This window comes from Paenibacillus sp. J22P143, from assembly GCF_059692035.1.
The window spans coordinates 54,624-72,998 of sequence record NZ_JCAUAQ010000024.1; the positions used below are offsets into that span (position 1 = coordinate 54,624).

Genomic DNA, 18,375 nt, shown 5'->3' on the forward strand with positions numbered 1-18,375 from the left:
GGCAGCTTAGACAGGATGGATCGCAAGATGCAAAAGTGCATGATTTCCTGAGTTTATCGGCTGAAAATGACGAAAAAGCTGCGAAAATACATCAATTTGGGGCGGAAAGTTGAATAAAGCTACCGTAGAGGAGGAAAAGATGCACATTTGCATCTCTTTCCGTCCTATCCGCTTTTCGATTTAAAAATGATGCACTTTCGCATGAGTATCTACCTAACTCATCCCCTTCGACAAAAATTCCTATAATTCGTCCCTAAAGTGTGACAAACTTTTCACGGAAACTCGGGTACGATTTTAAAAAAGCGAAAAGGAGATAAGATCATGCAAATTAAGAATAAACAGGACATCAGCTTGATTTTGGACAACTTTTCTGATTTCGCGGAGTGGGATGCAGCAGGGAAGAAGCTTTACCTTGTTTTTGCTGATAAAAAACGAGGAGGTCAATGGACCTTAATGAATTATGAAGGTGAACGCTTTAGTGTTCATGGTGTAGGGAAAGATTATGAGGACGCGGAAGAGTTGTTTTTCGAGGAGCGCAATCAAGTTCTCTCGTTCCTGTGGGACAACCGTGCTGCGCTGAAAACAGCGGTTGAAGCCAGCCAAGTCGTTTCCGCTTAATAGCGTAGAAACGGAGATCATGTGGACAAGCCCCCTCAAGGCTGCCCATTACAGCAAGACGAACAACAGCCTGCGAAACCACCAACAACAATGTGGTGGCTTCGCAGGCTGTTTGCTTGTGTGCATGCAGTGGTACGCAGGCTGTTGCTCTTGAACACTACCTACGTACTAGGCGGCAAACCCTCTTTCTGTTTATCCCGGTACTGACCGGGAGTAAGGCCTTCCTGTTTGCGGAAGGAGCGGATGAAATTCTGCGAGTTGTTATAGCGCAGTTTCGAGGAGATATCCTTGATCGGCATATCGGTCTCGGAGAGCCACTTTTTCGCCATATTAAAGCGGTAGTTCGATAAGTAATCACTAAAGGAGCAGTTCGTCTCTTTGCGGAAAATGCTGCTCAAATAGTTAGCATTGTAATGCAGACGAGAAGCACATTCCTCGAGCGTCAGATCGGTATCGTAATAATGCTGCACGAGATCGATGATTTTCTCGGAAATGTTGTGGTACTGCGCATCCTGCCGGTCGCGATAAATACGGATCAGCGGATGGATGACCTCGGTCCAGAACCAATCCTCGATCTCGGCGGTCGTGTGCAGGCCGAGAACTTCTTCGAACAAAGAGCCTTTGTTCGGATGAATCTGATTCAAGGCGATGCCGGATTCCTGCATCATCATCAACAGGTTGTTGAGCAGCCGCGCCAGCGGGATCTGGTACTCCTGCGGGGAAAGCGGCGCCGCGAACACAGCATGCAGCAGCTGCTTCAGCAGCTCGCGGGATTTATCCTTTTCGGCTAGCTTAATGCTATCGATCAGATCGTTCTCCAAAGGCTTCGGATAGTTCAAATTCAAGTAATGCTTCCCTGAGTTGATGTTCTCATACTGAATAATGATGCCCTCACCGAGCTTGATGCGATGCTTCAGGGCCTCAAGCCCTTCTTTATAGGCTAGCGACATCTGGGTGAACGCATGAATCGGCAGGGAGATCCCGATGGAAATATGCAGCTTCAGGAAGTTATAAATATGCTGCTGGACCTGTTCGGTTAGGCCGTACACCATCGAGCGGAAATCACTGTCAACCGAGTCCGCGCTTCCGATCATGGTAACGATCGTCTGATCAATGAGGATCGGCGCTAAACGCTGTTCCGAAGGGATAAGCTCCTCCATCATGTTGTGTACGGCAAAGAGCAGCAGCTCCATGTCCTTTTTCTCATAGCGGGTATGGTCGATGGCGTCGATTTGGATCGTGATGACCGACATCGTTTTCCACGCGGCAATATGTTCGGTGTAGCCGAATTGAGCAAGTTTTTCTAACAACTCCGCCGATTTAATATGTCCCTGAAAAGCCTTGATGAGGAAGAAGGTCCGCACTTGCCCGATGTGCTGATGGACTTCTTTTTCAAGCTGTGATTTCGATTGGAACAAGGTATGCACATGCTCGCTGATCATCTGAAACTCATTCGCTTTGCGCTGCTGATTTCCGGTAACCAAGCCCCCAATTTGATTCAGGAGGAGCTGAATAGGTGAGTACATTTTACGCGAAATTAGCCATGCGAGCAGTAAAGCGAGAATTAACATCAGGACGCAAATGTAGATGGTATAAGTTCCGATTTTGCTGGATTCCTTGGTCAAGCTGTCGATCGAAGTCAAGGATAAATAGGTCCAGTTGTTCAGGTTAGAACGCAGGTAGGTAACGGAATAAGGTTTATCATGGATGCTGGCTCGGAACTGACCGCTAGCTTCATCTTCAAGCGGTTTCAGGTCGGTCAGACCGGCCGCGGTGATTGCTTTTCCGATTAGACTCGGATCACGATTCATCACAATCCGCTGTTGTTCATCGATGATGACAATGTCATCGGGGTGTTCGGAATCACTTTGAATCATATCCTGCAGGGAGCAGGCGGGAATATTAGCTAAGGCCAACCCGTATTTGTCCAGGCCGGTGGTCGGCAGCTTTTTGACAAGCGAAATACTATAGTCACAGGTCACACTACGCGCATTTTCTTCGGTGTAAAACCACTCGGAAGGATTCAGGGTCCACATACTGTTATCTTGGGTGTTCATCAGCGAAATCAATTTATCGGCAAACGGGTAGTTGTCAAAACGGTAAAGCCCTGAATTTTTGATCATCCAATTCTGCTTCGCGTTAATCAAGAGCACATCTTCGAGCCTCGTGTCAAAAGATTGCATATACCGGATTTCACTGCGCAGATCATCGTACATCATGAAATCGGTTACAGTCAGCGGCATTTCCATTGCCTTTTTGAGAACGGTGGAATTGATGACCTGATTGAGTGTATGGTTGACAGTGGTTAATTTCTGCTCTACATTGGAGTTGATTTGGGTGATTAACTGCATTTTTCCTTCGTTTACATTTTTTTGGATTTCACTAGAAGATGTCACGAAGGCAAAAGCACCGATGAAAATCACAGGCAGCGTGCTGAGCAGGAAGCTGAATATCGTCATTTTGCTAAGAAAACTTAAAGAGCGCATCGCATCCAACACCTTATCTATTCGAAGAATCGTTCGTCAGACTATCTATGTATTGTAGTCAAGAGTGCAGTTCAGATCAATAATCATCTGCGAATGGGATAATCATTATCTCATATTTGCCGCCAAAACACAGCAGTTGCAAGGGGGAGTTAGCATGAGAAGTAGTTTGTTTGGCCAGCGGTTCAAATGGACGGGACGAATGAGTATAGCTCTAATTATCCTTATGATGATGAGCGCTTGTCAGAAGGACAACACGCCCAAAGCGAAAGATGACCAAAGTACAAGACCTGTTATTTCTATTATGGCACCTCTTCATTTTCCGCATCCGCCGATAGACGAGCTTGTAACGGAGATCGAGAATCGGACGCAAACGAAGCTGGACTTGAACTGGGTTCCAGACGGTATTTATACGGATAAAATGAATACAGCCCTTACGACGAACTCGTTGAAAAAGGCGACCTACGTTAAATATACGGATTACATGCTGATGAAAAATTCGATCCGTTCCGGCGCATTTTGGGATATTGGACCGTATTTGGCCGCGTATCCGAACTTGAAAAAGCTGAATAAAGAGATTTTGGGGCAGTCGGCTGTTGATGGCAAAATATATGGCTTATACACCGAGCGCCCGTCCTCTCGGCAGGGAATTATTATTCGTGAGGATTGGCTGAATAATCTTAAGTTGAAAAAACCCGCAAATCTGGATGAACTATATGAAGTGTTAAAAGCGTTCACTTACGGCGATCCTGATCGCGACGGTAAGGACGATACGATCGGGCTAACGGACCGCAATGATTTGGTGTTCGGTTCCTTTAAGACAATCAGCTCCTACTTTGGGTCACCGAATAATTGGGGTGTTTCAGGTGGGAAGCTCGTACCCGAATTCGAAACGAAGTCGTATGTAGACGCGATGAATTTCATGAAGAAGCTGTATGACGAGAAGCTGATTAATTCAGATTTTGCCGTGACGAGTAAAGAAGTGCAGCGGGATAAGTTGATTCAGGGCACAGCTGGCGTGTACATCGGCAGTATGCAGGACGTGCAGCGCCTATCGGATGAGGTGCAGTTAGTGGATCCCGCGGCAAGATTAACGCTAGTGAATCATATTGAAGGACCGCAAGGGTTTCATATTTGGTCCATTCCTAATTTTAGTGCTTTATATTTGTTTTCTAAAAAGGCAATACGGACCGAGGCGGAACTTAAGCAGATGCTGCAGTTTTTTGATCGGACGATGGATAAGGATGTCGCCAATCTCATGAAATATGGCTTGGAGGGACGTCATTATACGGCCAAAAATGGGCAGATCCAGCTCTCCGAGGAGACGTCGAAGATTCGTGTCAATGAGGTCAATGCGCTGTACGCGTTGATGATTGCTGATCTGAACAACCCGAACGTGATTCCCGTTGTCGAGAGCGAATCGTTGTCTCAGCTGGCGGATACGCTTAGCTTGGATAATGAGAACTATGCGGTCAAGGACCCGACATTGGGTATTGAGTCGAAGACCTATGATGAGCGCGGTGTCGAATTGTACAAAATCATCTCCGATGCGACGTACAATTATATATTAGGCAAGCTGGATAAAGTGGCTTTCCAGCAAGAGATCGATCGTTGGAAGCGCGGCGGCGGGAACCAGATGATACAAGAGTATAATGAGGCGTATGCGAAGAAGTGAAGCAGTTAAGCGTTATTAGAGTAGAACAAGTAAGTTGCGCGTATAAATCAGGCGTGATAAGATTATAAATAACAAAAGAGACGTGCTAGTCACACGTCTCCTGTACAATCATTTGGTGGGCAACCTCCAAGGTAGTTGCAAGGTGTAACCCACTAGCTAGGCTGTCAACCTGAGTGGGTTACTTTCGTTTTTCGATATATGTCAGAAGCGCCAGTATAAACGTACCGAACGCGAGCATAACGATTATCGTTTGGAAAGTTTCCATGGCATCAACCTCCTTTCCGGAGGGAGCCGCACACAAGTTGAGATGTACCAACTAAATATATCAGAGAGAGTCTACCAATTGGTAGACTCTCTCTTTTTTTCCTTTTAATGTGTGCGATTAGTTATTGCCTAAAAGCAAATGAAAATGGAATTAGAGTAGAACAAGTGAGTTGCGCGTATAAAACAGGCGTGATAAGATTATAAATAATAAAAGAGACGTGCGGCTAACACGTCTCCTGTACAATTATTTGGTGGGCAACCTCCAAGGTAGTTGCAAGGTGTAACCCACTGGTTAAGCCGTCAGCTTGAGTGGGTTACTTTCGTTTTTCGATATAGGTCAGAAGCGCCAGTATGAACGTACCGAACGCAAGCATAACGATTATCGTTTGGAAAGTTTCCATGGCATCAACCTCCTTTCCGGAGGGAGCCGCACACAAGTTGAGATGTACCAACTAAATATATCATAACGGGTCTGCCAATTGGCAGACTCTTTCTTTTTTTCCTTTTAATGTGTGCGAGTTGTTATTGCGATATATCCCCCAAGTAATCATCTCCCCTCCCGATAATCATCATCTCACATCCCGCACCACATAAGGCTTATATGAGTAAATGATTGTTTCGGTACCCCTTTCAAGCCGTGTAATGTGTGAGTTGTAGCACACCACATTTTCACGGAGGTCAACCCGATATGAAGAGAAAATTAGTCACGATTCCACTTAGCGTACTACTCGTTTCTAGCTTTGCTTTGGCAGCATGCGGAGAGAAAGAAACGCCTGCATCGTCATCGGTAGCAGCAACAACAACAGCATCTACAGCAGCAACACCGAAACCTACAGATAACACGCCGACAGCGATTACGATCATGGCACCACTTAATACGGCACAAACACCGCCAGATACCATAATTAAAGAACTTGAGAAATTAACGAACACGAAGCTGACGTATCAATTCTTCCCGGCAGACACGTATGAAGAGAAGCTGAATACGACTTTCGCAACTGGCGCTCTGCCACAAGCAACGTATTTGAAAAACCAAGCGACATTCATTCAAATGAAAACCGCAATCCGTGACGGACAGTTCTGGGAAATCGGGCCTCTATTGAAGGACTTCCCGAACCTTAGCAAGTTGAAATCCACAACGAATGATAATACGAAAGTGGATGGCAAATTGTACTCCTTGTACCGCGGTGTAGACATTGCTCGTCAAGGTCTAATCTACCGTAAGGACTGGGCGGATAAGCTTGGCTTGAAACCTCCTGCAAATCTAGATGAGTTGTTCGCAATGGCGAAAGCGTTTACGGAAAACGATCCTGACGGAAATGGCAAGAAAGACACCATCGGACTTACGGATCGTAACGATTTGATCTACGGCGCATTCAAAACGATTGCTGCTTGGCAGGGCACACCGAATAACTGGGGCGTTAAGGACGGCAAGTTAGCTCCTGAATTCATGTTCCCACAATATGTAGCGACGATGGATTATTTCAAGAAAATGCGTGACGGCGGATACATCAACAAAGATTTCGCGGCAACAAGTAAAACAGATCAACAAAAGCTGTTCACTAGCGGCCAAGCCGGCATGTACATTGGTGCAATGACAGACGTTTCTACGCTGAACAAAGATCTGGTCAAAAACGTACCAACAGCAGTCGTAGATGTTCACAGTATGGTTGCTGGACCTGACGGCAAATTCGCAGCATGGGCGCTACCTGGTTATGCAAACGTAGTTCTATTCCCTAAATCTGCGAATAAAACGGAAGCTGATCTTCGTAAAGTATTAGCTTACTTCGACAAAATGATGACACCAGAAGTAGCCAACATGGCGAACTGGGGCATTAAAGATGCGAACTACAGCGTAACAGATAACAAAGCGAAGAAGCTGGATGAAGAAAAATGGACACGTGAAGTGAAACCGTTCACAGATACAGCGATTGGTGATGAAGATACTTCTGGCAGATTCTTGGGTATTCCAACAATCCCTGCGCAAGGGAAAGCGGATGAACTAAAAATCGCGAACCTGAAGTTCGCTGTGCAAGATCCAGTAGCAGCACTTGATTCCAAAACAAACCTTGAAAAAGGTGTTCAAGCGCAAGCCGTTATTATTGATGCAACGAACAAGTACATTTACGGAACAATTGATAAAGCAGGCTTTGAGAAAGCGATTGAAGATTGGAAAACGCGTGGCGGCAGCAAAATCATCGAGGAATACAACGCAGCTAAAAAGTAATTCACCAACAAAGTGTTTGACAAGTCAAGGCGAGAGGGCTGCTGAAACCGCGGCAGTCTTCTCCTTTTAAGGAAAGGAAGAAGTCCAATGCAAGAAGTGAAAGTAGCACAAAGCGTGGTCGCTAGGAAGTCAAGCAGTGAGCTGAGCAGACGCCTTTGGAAAAATAAATGGATTTATGTTATGTTGCTGCCGGGAGTTTTGTATTTTATCGTTTTCAAATACATTCCGATGTATGGGCTGATCATTTCCTTCCAGAACTACAAGCCATTCAAAGGTGTTACCGGAAGTGAATGGGTCGGTTTGGAGCATTTCAAGCGCTTGTTTACAGAGCCGGATTTTCTAAATATTTTGAGCAATACGTTAATCTTGTTCGTCATGAATCTCTTGTTCTACTTCCCGATTCCGATTATCTTGGCGCTCATGCTGAATGAAGTCAGAGGGGATCTGTTTAAGAAAGTGTTTCAAACGATCGTTTACCTGCCTCACTTTATGTCTTGGGTTATTATCGTATCCATCAGTTTCGTTATGCTAACCATGGACGGCGGTATTATTAATGAGTTGATTTCCTATTTCGGCTTAGAAAAAGTGAACTTCTTACTGGCTCCAGAATGGTTCAGACCGATTTATATTTTGCAAGTGATTTGGCGTGAAGCAGGTTGGGGAACAATCATCTATTTAGCGGCGATTGCGTCCATTGATCCTGGTTTATATGAAGCTGCTCGCATGGATGGTGCAGGACGGCTTAGACAAGTGTGGCACATTACGCTGCCCGCGATTCGAAGTGTCATTATTGTTTTATTAATTTTGAAAATTGGTGCGGTTCTCGAGCTCGGTTTTGAACATGTGTACTTGCTTCTTAACTCCATGAACCGAGAAGTTGCTGAGATCATTGATACTTATGTATATACAGCAGGTCTGAAACAAGGGCAATTCAGCTACAGCGCAGCGATTGGTTTATTCAAATCATTCATTGGACTTGCGCTCGTGATGATTGTGAATCGAATCTCGAAGAAAATGGGCGAAGAAGGCGTTTACTAAGCTTGAGTAGAGCGTAAAGCAGCTAGGAGGTTGAAGTCGTGGTAGAAGATAAAACATTAGCCGGCAGAATGTTCGGTATCATCAACTATTTGTTATTAACCATCATCGGATTGATTACGATCATCCCGTTCGTGCACGTGGTGGCAGGTTCCTTCACGACGAGTGCGGAAATGGCGTCGAAGAAATTCGTCCTCATTCCGACGGATTGGAGTATCGAGGCCTATCGATTTATTTTTTCAACGAATACCATATTTAAAGCGATGGCCGTATCGATAGGGACGACGGTTATCGGCACAGTGATCAGTATGTTCATCACAGCGTTGATGGCTTATGGTTTGGCACGCAGAGATGTGGATGGACGTAAAATCATTATGTTCCTCGTCGTGTTCACCATGTTGTTTCATGGCGGCTTGATTCCGACGTTTCTCGTTGTGAAGGAGCTTGGTATGATCGACACCTACGCGGCGTTGATTCTTCCGACAGCAGTCAGTGCGTTTAACTTAATTATTTTGAAAAATTTCTTCCAGAACATCCCTGAGGGGCTTGAGGAGTCGGCGAAAATCGACGGCTGCAGCGACTTTGGAATTCTATTCCGTATCGTCCTGCCATTATCGATGCCTGCGATTGCGACGATTTCATTGTTCTATGCGGTAACGTATTGGAACACGTACTTGAGTGCGATTCTTTACATCAATGAAAGCGCCAAATGGCCAATTCAAGTATTGCTTCGCCAAATTGTCGTCCTTGCCAGCGGTTTGGACGTGAGTTCGGACTTGGACAGCGCGACACCGCCACCAGCACAGTCGATCAAAATGGCTGTTATCGTCGTAGCTACGGTTCCGATTCTGATCGTGTATCCATTCTTGCAGAAGCATTTTGCTAAGGGTGCAATGATTGGCTCCATTAAGGGTTAATGATGAGAGAAGGACAAGGGCACGATTCAAACAAGGAAATCAGTGAACTTTTAACCGAGATGGATGGATTGTTTGATGGTTTTGGAACGTGGCTCGGCGGGCAAATGGATGCGGAAAGCGGCGGGTTCTATTACGCCGCAAGCTCCAGACGGATGCTGGGCGGCGTTCCTGACATTGAATCCACGGCACAGGCATTGAACATTCTGGAACGCTGCGGTTGGCTGGCCGAAGTGCCAGTGGCCATGAAAGACAGCTGCATGCGTTTCTTTCAAAGCAAACAGGAATCATCGTCGGGCTACTTCTATGACGAGAATCCGCTCATGCGTGAAGATGAAGTGATGGTTGCCCGCGCAATCAGCTACAGCTTGAATGCGTTGCGCAAGCTTGGCGGGCAGCCGCTTCACGCGCTGCCTTACGAGGCACAGCAAGCTCCGGACTATATGTCTTCGCCAGAAGACTATCTCGCTTGGCTAAACGCGGTCGAACTAACGAACAGCTGGCGAGGCTGTGATCGCCTTTCCACCTCCAGCGTATATGTGAAGCAAGTGGAACTGGCGAGCCGCAGAGCTGAGTTTGCGCAAACAGCTTTCCGTTTTTTCGCCAATAAACAGGATCCCTTTACCGGTTTATGGGGAGAAGGCTCCTACTATGTGCGAATCTCAGGTACGTTCAAGCTGCACATTTTCTACGATCATTTTGATGTGCCGTTGCCGAGAGAGGACCGGATTTATCAAAGTATCCTCTACGCATTGCGGCATGAGGAAGCGGTTGATATGTGCTATATTCGCAATCCGATTCATTTATTATCCTACATGAAATTGTCCATTCCAGCAGAAGATTTGCGCGAGATCATCGCCATTACGCTTGCGAATATGAAACGCCTTCTTCGTGCGGATGGCGGGTTTTCCCGCGAGCTTGCGCATTCGGTGGCAGCACCTAATGTAGCGCAAGTGAAGCCAGGGGAGTTTTACCCCGGCATGCCGAAGGCTGTCCACATTGGGGGCGGCGAAGTGGAAGGCGATATGAACGCTGGCACACAAGCCTTGTTGATACGTTCGGTTTGCTACCAGTTAGCTGGAAGGAAGGCGCCCGCTCTCACGAAACGGCCTATTTTCCACGTCATGAATTGAAATTGAAGCGTTTAAATTTACCATTTTCTTAATTAGGAAGGGGATGCCCATCATGGCTACTGTTCAAACGAAAACACCACAGGAGTGGGCACAAGCTGCCTGCGACTCGATCATGGACATGCATACACCGATGGAGCTTCCGCCAGCAGGGCGTTGGCATTACCATCAAGGTGTATTCCTTTGCGGCATGGAAATGCTCGCGAAAGCGGGGCAGGATGACCGCTATGACACGTATATTCAGGCCTATGTCGATGGTCTAGTCGACGACTATGGCAATCTCTACTTCGCTCGTGATGAGCTCGATGCGATGCAAGCAGGGCTGCTGCTGTTCCGCTTGGAGCAACGCACAGGCCACTCTAAATACCGCGCTGCGGCGGATAAGCTGCGCAACCTGCTCAAAACCCTGAACCTCACCTCCGAAGGCGGGTTCTGGCACAAAGACAAATACGCCAACCAAATGTGGTTGGACGGTTTATACATGGCCGGCGTATTCTCGCTGAAATACGCGAACGCCTTCGGCGAAACGAGCTTGCGCCAAACCGTGCTGCATCAAGAGCAGCTTATGCGGGGGCACATGAAAGACGAGCGCACGGGTCTGCTGTACCACGCGTGGGACGAAAGCCGCCGCATGCCGTGGGCGAACCCCGAAACCGGCTGCTCGCCGGAATTCTGGGGACGTTCGCTGGGCTGGTACGGCTTAGCGATTTCGCAATTCCTTGACGAATTGCCTGCGGATGAGCCAGGGCGCGAAGCGCTAGTCAGCTCGCTGCACGATTTCGTGCATGCCTTAATCCGCTACCAGGATGCGGAGAGCGGCCTCTGGTACCAAGTGATCGATAAAGGCGATCAGCCGGATAACTGGCTCGAAAGCTCCTGTACAAGTCTGTTCGTATACACGATTGCCAAAGCCGTGAATCTAGGCGTCGTTGGCCGTGAATGTGCGAAAGCAGCGGTAAAGGGGTATGAAGGCTTGCTGCGGACGTTGAAATTTGACGAGCAAGGCAGAGTTATTATGCCGCTAATCTGTATTGGAACTTCTGCGGGAGACTATGAGAATTACGTAACGCGTCCAACGAGTGAGAATGATCTGCATGGTGTGGGAGCTTTTGTCATGGCGTGCGTTGAAGTTCAGGCATTGAATAAGTAAGGATTCGAAGGAGCGAAGTAGACGATGGCGATCTATGATATAACGACATTCGGCGCTATCGGAGATGGCGAAACGGATAATACGCAGGCTATCGCGGCGGCGATTGAAGCCTGCTCCCTGCAAGGGGGCGGAACGGTGTACGTTCCAGCTGGCACCTATTTGACAGGGCGAATCGAGCTGCGAAGCCACATGACGTTGGAGCTTGAGTCTGGATCGGAATTGATGTTTACGCAGGATTTCGACAAGTATCCTCTTGTTCCAACGCGCTGGTCGGGCTACGAATGCTACGGGTACTCCCCGCTCATTTATGGCAGAGGCTTGAAGAAGGTGTCTATCAAAGGCGACGGCATCATCGATGGTCAAGGCAGCGCTTGGTGGCAGGCTTATCGTGAGATTCGCAAAGGCGGCACATTGGACTCCGCTCAGATGCAAGAGCTCAAGGTGAAGAATAAGGCTTTGCTGGAAACGGTGAAGAGCAATATTGTGGAGTGGTCCGCCCAATTTCTAAGACCGCCGCTGCTGCAATTGATCGATTGTGAAGGTGTCAGGCTCGAAGGCATCACCTTGCAAAATTCTCCGTTCTGGAATACACATCTGGTTTATTGCACGGATGTTCAGCTTCATGGGGTATCGATCAAGAACCCGAATGATACGCCTAATGGCGATGGACTAGATATCGACTCTTGCCAAAATGTACGTATATCCGATTGCTTCTTCGATGTAGGCGATGATTGCTTATGCATTAAATCCGGCATCGATGAAGATGGCAGGCGGGTAGGCAAGCCTTCAGAAAATATCGTGATTACCAACTGTACGATGCTGAGAGGGCATGGCGGTGTCGTGCTCGGCAGTGAGATGGCTGGCGGTATTCGTAATGTGGTTATTTCCAATTGTATCTTCACAGGGACCGATCGTGGGATACGGATGAAAACAAACCGCGCCCGCGGTGGGTATATCAAGAATATTTTGATCAGCAATATTTACATGGAAGATGTGTTCTGCCCGATAACGATCAACTCGTTCTATCGACATGGTGTTGACGAAAGCAATCCATTGATCAGCAGCCCCGATGCGGTTCCCGTAACCGAACGTACACCTGTGATTGAACACATTCGGATACATCAAGTAACGGCGAAGCGCACTCGCGCTGCTGCTGGTTTCCTCTACGGTTTGCCGGAAATGCCGATTCGGGACGTGCAGTTATCACATGTCCACATCGAAATGACGACAGATCCTGCGGAGCAGGGGGATGAACCTGATATGGTGAGGGAGAAAATCATCATGGCTGGCGACGGCATGCTCTGTAAGCATGTAGCGGATTTGGAGCTTCACCATGTGCGTATTGAAACGCGGCAGGGCCCTGCTCTTCGTTTGGAAGATGTGAAGGGTGTCGAAGTTGATTCGCTCGCGATGAAGGGGCAACATCCCGCGACACCAGTCGTACGGGTTGCTCGTTCGGAGGATGTGTACTTCTCAGGAAGGCAGTCGACAGAACTTGGCTATCTGGAGGAAACGAAAGAGCCGATTGGCTCGCTGGACGGATTGTAATTAGAAGAATAAGGACGCCATCGGGCGTCCTTCTATCCGAGTTACTGCAGAAAGCAGCAACACTTCTTATTAAATGAAAACGCATACAAGTCCAATATAAAGGAGATATGTGACTTGAGGAAAAAGAATCGATTGATCGCATTTATAATGGCTGTATGTTTAATGGCAGCTATGCTGCCGACTGCTGCATGGGCTGCAGATCCGCCAGCAGGGATGATTAGCATTCCCAATACGAGTGCTTGGCAAGGTAGTGTTTTTGGTGATATTGGTGGGAATCCATCGGCGGCTAATTTTAAAATTGAGGAGAAGGAAGATTCATCTGTTTTCATGAGTGCTGCTGGAGGTAAGGGGAAGATTGGAAGTACAGAAGGAATGGCCTATTATTTTCAACCTGTTCTGGCCAATGAGAATTTCGAATTAACCGCAACAGCCACTGTGAATACATGGACATCGAGTGCCGATCTCCAACAATCCTTTGGTCTGATGTTGAGAACTAATATTTTAATGAATGTGAATCAAGGAGCAAGTCCGGGCCCTGCATTTACTGGGGAATATCTGGCTGTTGGTGCGCTAGATCAATCATTGAAGGGATTTTACAAAAGTGGGATTCCTTTAGCTCAAGTCAAAACGGGGTATGAATTCACAAACGCTACTTCCCCTAAAGTAGGGGTGAGCTACACAATGAGCATCAAAAAATCAGGAAATGCCTACATGCTGAAAATAGGAGATCAAACACAAGTTATTGATACCATTACAGGCAACATGGCTTACGCTGGACTTTATGTTGCCAGAAATTCAGCCGTAACTTTCTCCAACATCTCTTTCACCAAAGACACGAGAACTCCTAATGAACTGAAATTGGATTCATCTTCTTTTAAAAAGGACTATTTCGTTAGTGACAGCTTGGATCTAACTGGTTTAAAAGTCACAGCGGTATTTCCTGACCTCCACGAGGAAGTGCTTTCTGCCAACGATTATATCGTTACGGGGTTCAATAACCGAACAGATGGTGATCGCCCAATTACGATTAATTATAATGGGCTGACCGCAACAATTCCGCTACACTTCAAGCCACTTGTTGTAACAGGCATGGGTATCACCTATTTACCAGCCAAAACGTCTTATTACATCGGCGAGTATCTGGATCCCCAGGGGCTTATTGTACGAGGACAATATAATGGGGGCGAAGATTGGGCGGAGCTGACAAGCAGCCAATATGCACTTTCGGTTCCTCAAGGAGACGCCGAGTCGGTTACGAATGTAACCTATAAGTTCCTGACTGCAGGTACGAAAACAGTAACGGTTCGCTCAACGGTTACATCCGCTACGTATACAACGTTCGATATTACAGTGAAAAATGCGCAAATGACTGATCTTGAGATTCGTCAATTACCGCAAAAGACGACGTATTTCATCGGTCAAGCCTTCGAAAAAGCAGGGTTAGCTGTGTATGCGAAGTATAGCGATCATTCGGAAGAGAAGCTGCTGAGGAACGAATACACACTTTCCTCACCCAACATGAGCACGGCAGGCGAGAAAACAATTACGGTATCGTCCTACAAAGGCGCAGTAATAACGAAAACATTTCCTATTATCGTTAAGCAGCAGTCTGTCGTAGGGATCGAGGTCTCTGACTATCCGAGGACAACGTATGAGATTGGTCAAGATCTGGATCTGACAGGCTTGGGCGTATCTAGGGTTTATGACAGTGTCTACAAAGAAATGCTGACGGCGGACCAATATGATGTCGTGTACAGCGAATATGACAAGACGAAAGCTGGCGTTTACAATCTTCAGATTCATTTAAAAGGAACAGCGTTTTCGACAGTCCTTCCAATAACGGTCACAGAGCCTAGAACCTTTGAATGGAAGTCGATCCGATTCGGACAATCCTCATCGACTGCCAGTAATAAAGTGAATGTCATTACGCCAGGTAGTGCCGCTCAATTAATCGCGTTAGAAGGCGGCGGCAAGGTGACAGGCGATCATGACGGGATCAGCTTCTATTATGTTGAGCTAGATCCGACGAAAGATAATTTCGAGTTATCCGCTAATATCCAAGTTACCGCTTATGCGAAGGATCCTCATGACGGCCAGGAATCTTTCGGAATTATGGCGAGAGATGCGATTGGAACGGCTGGTGATTCCACCGTATTTGCTTCCAATATCGCAGCAATCGGTGGCTACAGTGGAGCGACAACGAAGCAGAACGGGACACAGTTATTCGTAAGAACAGGGATTACCTCACCAGATGGCGCTGGCAGCCAAGGGGTTCAAAGCAAGATGCTGGAGCCTGTGAAACCGACATCAAGCACAACGGCTTCTAACTATAAACTTAAGTTAATCAAAACGAATAGTGGCTTCACAGGTATGCTAGATAAGGGAACGAGCGGGGTGGCGGCGAGCTTCTTCGTACCTGACATTATGAAGGTCCAAGACCAAGATAACATGTATGTGGGCTTCTATGTGGCACGGTTAGCAACGATTGATGTTAGTGATATCAACTTAAAGGTTAGTGCAGCAGAAACGGATAAACCTCTGGTAGAGCCTGATCCATTACCTGTGCCCCCGGAGGTTAGTGTTACAGGGCTTACACAAACATCGGATACTGCGTACTCCTTAGGGGTGAAATCCAATGTGAACGGTACGGTTACGGTTAAGCAGGGAGAGAGCGTACTTCTCCAAAACGCAAGTGTGGTGAAAGGCTCGCCAATTACCTTGAGCACGACAGTAACGGCAAATACGTATACCAATTTTAGCGCGGCTTTTGTACCAGACGATACCCAGTACCTCACTTCTTATGATAAAATCGTCAAAAATTTCACGGTTGATATGAAAACATATAGGGACGGCGAGGACATCTATGTATCACCGACAGCACAGAAAAATGATGGCGGTGATGGGTCGTTAGCCCATCCATTAGATCTGGATACGGCTGTGGCTTATGTCAAACCTGGCCAAAAGGTCATTCTACTCGATGGTACGTATGTACGCTCAGCCAAAATCGACATTCCCAAAGGTCATGATGGCACGGCTGACGCTAGAAAGTACCTGATCGCGGCACCAGGCGCGAAGCCGATTATCGATTTTGACAAGAAATCGGAAGGTGTTGTGCTAAGCGGCAGTTACTGGCATGTGATAGGGATAGATTTCACGCGTTCTGCTGCAAATACCAAAGGCTTCACCGTCGGCGGAAGCAACAATACGGTGGAAGGTAGTCGATTCTACGCCAACGGCGACACGGGGCTGCAAATTAGCCGCACGGATGAAGCTGCAAGCAGAGAGCTATGGCCTTCCAACAATCTCATTCTCAATTGTGAATCTTTCGATAATGCTGATCCATCGAACAACAATGCGGATGGCTTTGCAGCTAAGCTGACCTCGGGCACGGGGAACATCTTCCGGGGTGATATTGCGCATAACAATATCGACGATGGTTGGGATCTCTATACGAAGGCAGGCACAGGTGCGATCGGTGCTGTACTCATTGAAGATAGTATCGCCTACAACAATGGTACATTGACTTCAGGAGCTGTAGGAGCCGGTGACAAAAACGGCTTTAAGCTCGGGGGCGAAGGTATCCATGTGCCGCACATCATCCGTAACAGCATCGCTTTTGGTAATGGCGCGTATGGGTTCGCTAGCAATAGCAACCCTGGCGTAAGAGCAGAAAGCACCAATATTGGCTATAACAATGCCAAAGGGAACCTGAATTTCACTTCTTACACGGGGATCGAATTGGATTTTAGTATCGATGGCTTCATTTCGTATCAAAAGGATTACACAGCTAAGGATGCTTATCCAGCAGAGCTAGGCTCCGATACGAATTATATGTGGAATGGCACAAAATCAGTGAATAAAGCAGGTATCCAGCTAACGGCTGCCAATTTTGAAAGCTTGGTGCCTGTGTTACCTTTCGAGCGAGATGAAGCAGGAAAGATTCTTAAGGGAAGCTTCCTGAAGTTCTTGCCTACGGTAGCAACTGGTGGACCTACAGTCGTGATTCCTGCGGAGACGGTTAAGTCGATACCGGAAGGTGTGCAAATTACAAGTAATCCGACGAATGAGACAGTCGATGGTAGAACGGTTTCTACTGTTACGGTCACAGAAAAGGATCTAGTAAAGGCTATGGACCTGCTTGAATCTCAGAACGCCGATACACAAACGATTGTTATAGATGTAAATAGCACGGAGTCTGCTGCACAGGTTGTGCTTCCTGCAGGTGCTCTGCAACAGGGGACTAAGTTATCCACAGATATTAAGTTATTAATGAGAGCTAATGACATTACGTATGAGTTGCCGCTACATGCTTTACATCTGTTGGAATTGGCGCAATCATTGGCGACAGATGTGGCAGAGATGACGATTCGGATTATGATTATGCAGAGCTCAGCGGAGAATGAAGAGCTTTTACGTGCAAACATGGAAGAGCGTGGTGTGTCCTTGGTCAGCCACCCTATTGAATTTACTGTCGTTGCTGAAGCTAACGGTAAGCATGTTGCCGTGAATGATTTCGGCAGCACGTATGTGACACGAAGCTTGATCGTGGATGGTGAACTTGACGCTAACCAGTCAACGGCGATCTGGATTCATCCAGAGACAGGTGGATTTACCTTTGTGCCTGCTACATTTACTCGGAGTAATGGGCAAACGACGGTGACAATGAAGCGTCCAGGCAATAGCTTGTATGCGGTTGTACAAACTTCCCCAACTTTCGATGATGTACAAACGCATTGGTCGAAGTCCGACGTTGAATTGCTCGCATCCAAAGGCGTCATTCAAGGTATGACGGCGCACACGTTCGCACCAGATCTCTCCATTGCTCGTGCTGAATTTGCTACACTTCTGATCAGAGCGCTGGGCTTGAATGAAGATGGAGCTTCGGGTGCCGCCAAATTCAAAGATGTATCTGCAAGCAGCTGGTATGCAGGAAGTGTGGGCGCCGCTGCTAAAGCCGGCCTCATTAACGGCTATGAGGATGGGTCCTTCCGACCGAATGAACGAATTACTCGTGAGCAGATGGCTGTGATGATGACAAGAGCCATGGCTTTTGCAGGCACAACGGTTGACGTAGATCTGAAAGGATTGGCGGCATTTGCGGATGCGTCGCAGGTAAGCGCGTGGGCGCAAGAAGCAGTATCCCAAGCCATTCATGCTGGGATTGTGAAAGGTGCTACGGAAACGAGCTTCCTTCCTAAGGCGGATGCGACTAGAGCAGAAGCAGCCGTCATGCTGAAACGATTCTTGCAAGCTGTTCATTTTATCAATGAATAAATGAGAATAGATTGAGAGAAGGACGTCCGCCCAGGGCGTCCTTTTTGTTGTTCCTAT

At 47.2% G+C, this 18,375-nt stretch carries 12 protein-coding genes; 9 read left to right on the forward strand and 3 right to left on the reverse strand.

Going from position 1 to position 18,375, the window contains the following annotated elements; genetic code table 11:
* Nucleotides 1-321 precede the first annotated feature (321 nt).
* Nucleotides 322-618, forward strand: a complete 297-nt coding sequence (locus tag AC58PQ_RS23740; protein ID WP_497245980.1) for a hypothetical protein — start codon at nt 322-324, stop codon at nt 616-618.
* A 161-nt stretch (nt 619-779) separates the two neighbouring features.
* Here AC58PQ_RS23740 and AC58PQ_RS23745 read toward each other — a convergent pair whose 3' ends face one another.
* Nucleotides 780-3,104 (reverse strand): helix-turn-helix domain-containing protein, encoded by a 2,325-nt coding sequence (locus tag AC58PQ_RS23745; RefSeq protein WP_497245982.1) that lies wholly within the window; start codon nt 3,102-3,104, stop codon nt 780-782.
* A gap of 154 nt (nt 3,105-3,258) precedes the next feature.
* Between AC58PQ_RS23745 and AC58PQ_RS23750 the strand changes: the two genes are divergently transcribed.
* Nucleotides 3,259-4,776 carry an extracellular solute-binding protein gene (locus AC58PQ_RS23750; protein ID WP_497245984.1) on the forward strand — a complete coding sequence of 506 codons (1,518 nt, stop codon included), beginning with the start codon at nt 3,259-3,261 and terminating at the stop codon, nt 4,774-4,776.
* Nucleotides 4,777-4,954: 178 nt separating this feature from the next.
* Here AC58PQ_RS23750 and AC58PQ_RS23755 read toward each other — a convergent pair whose 3' ends face one another.
* Together AC58PQ_RS23755 and AC58PQ_RS23760 are read right to left on the reverse strand one after the other, a co-directional pair.
* Nucleotides 4,955-5,041 carry a putative holin-like toxin gene (locus tag AC58PQ_RS23755; protein ID WP_081787580.1) on the reverse strand — a complete coding sequence of 29 codons (87 nt, stop codon included), beginning with the start codon at nt 5,039-5,041 and terminating at the stop codon, nt 4,955-4,957.
* Between the two features lie 313 nt (nt 5,042-5,354).
* Nucleotides 5,355-5,441, reverse strand: coding sequence for a putative holin-like toxin (locus AC58PQ_RS23760; protein WP_081787580.1), 87 nt, complete (start codon nt 5,439-5,441; stop codon nt 5,355-5,357).
* Between the two features lie 287 nt (nt 5,442-5,728).
* Between AC58PQ_RS23760 and AC58PQ_RS23765 the strand changes: the two genes are divergently transcribed.
* The 7 genes from AC58PQ_RS23765 (at nt 5,729) to AC58PQ_RS23795 (ending at nt 18,318) form a co-directional block, all read left to right on the forward strand.
* Complete coding sequence (locus tag AC58PQ_RS23765; protein WP_497245986.1) at nt 5,729-7,267, forward strand: extracellular solute-binding protein; 1,539 nt, start codon at nt 5,729-5,731, stop codon at nt 7,265-7,267.
* Nucleotides 7,268-7,354: 87 nt separating this feature from the next.
* Nucleotides 7,355-8,305 carry an ABC transporter permease gene (locus AC58PQ_RS23770; RefSeq protein ID WP_497245988.1) on the forward strand — a complete coding sequence of 317 codons (951 nt, stop codon included), beginning with the start codon at nt 7,355-7,357 and terminating at the stop codon, nt 8,303-8,305.
* A gap of 38 nt (nt 8,306-8,343) precedes the next feature.
* A complete protein-coding gene (locus AC58PQ_RS23775; protein WP_497245990.1) occupies nt 8,344-9,219 on the forward strand; it encodes a carbohydrate ABC transporter permease in 876 nt (291 codons plus the stop codon).
* A gap of 2 nt (nt 9,220-9,221) precedes the next feature.
* Complete coding sequence (locus AC58PQ_RS23780) at nt 9,222-10,349, forward strand: hypothetical protein (RefSeq protein ID WP_497245992.1); 1,128 nt, start codon at nt 9,222-9,224, stop codon at nt 10,347-10,349.
* 52 nt (nt 10,350-10,401) lie between these two features.
* Nucleotides 10,402-11,496, forward strand: coding sequence for a glycoside hydrolase family 88/105 protein (locus AC58PQ_RS23785; protein WP_497245994.1), 1,095 nt, complete (start codon nt 10,402-10,404; stop codon nt 11,494-11,496).
* 24 nt (nt 11,497-11,520) lie between these two features.
* Nucleotides 11,521-13,044: a glycoside hydrolase family 28 protein gene (locus AC58PQ_RS23790; RefSeq protein WP_497245996.1), complete on the forward strand. Its 1,524-nt coding sequence runs from the start codon at nt 11,521-11,523 to the stop codon at nt 13,042-13,044.
* A 114-nt stretch (nt 13,045-13,158) separates the two neighbouring features.
* Nucleotides 13,159-18,318, forward strand: a complete 5,160-nt coding sequence (locus AC58PQ_RS23795; RefSeq protein WP_497245998.1) for a right-handed parallel beta-helix repeat-containing protein — start codon at nt 13,159-13,161, stop codon at nt 18,316-18,318.
* The last annotated feature ends 57 nt before the right edge of the window (nt 18,319-18,375 follow it).